This is a genomic window from Bacillus sp. AFS055030, assembly GCF_002574545.1.
Lineage (GTDB): Bacteria > Bacillota > Bacilli > Bacillales > Bacillaceae_G > Gottfriedia.
In genome coordinates, this window is record NZ_NUGT01000069.1 from 1 (window position 1) to 271 (window position 271).

The 271-nt window shown below is 67.9% G+C and carries 1 pseudogene; it reads right to left on the reverse strand.

The features are described from left to right. A pseudogene (purH, locus tag CN925_RS15995) lies at window positions 1-271 on the reverse strand (bifunctional phosphoribosylaminoimidazolecarboxamide formyltransferase/IMP cyclohydrolase); the annotation flags it as partial.

The following is a 271-nucleotide window of genomic DNA, read 5'->3' on the forward strand; positions in this document are numbered from 1 at the left end:
GAGGCCATCACCGAGCCTTCCACGACGAGGTTGGCGTCCTGGGCCTTGATGCCGGCGATGCGCGCCGAATAGACGCGGCTCATCTGGCCGGCGCCCACGCCGATCGTGCGGTTGTCCTTGGCGTAGACAATGGCGTTGGACTTGACGTACTTGGCGACGCGCCAGGCGAACAGCAGGTCGCGCAATTCCGCTTCGCTCGGCGCGCGCCGGCTGACGACCTTGAGCTCGTCCAGCGACATGCCGCGGGTGTCGGCGCTCTGCAGCAGCAGCC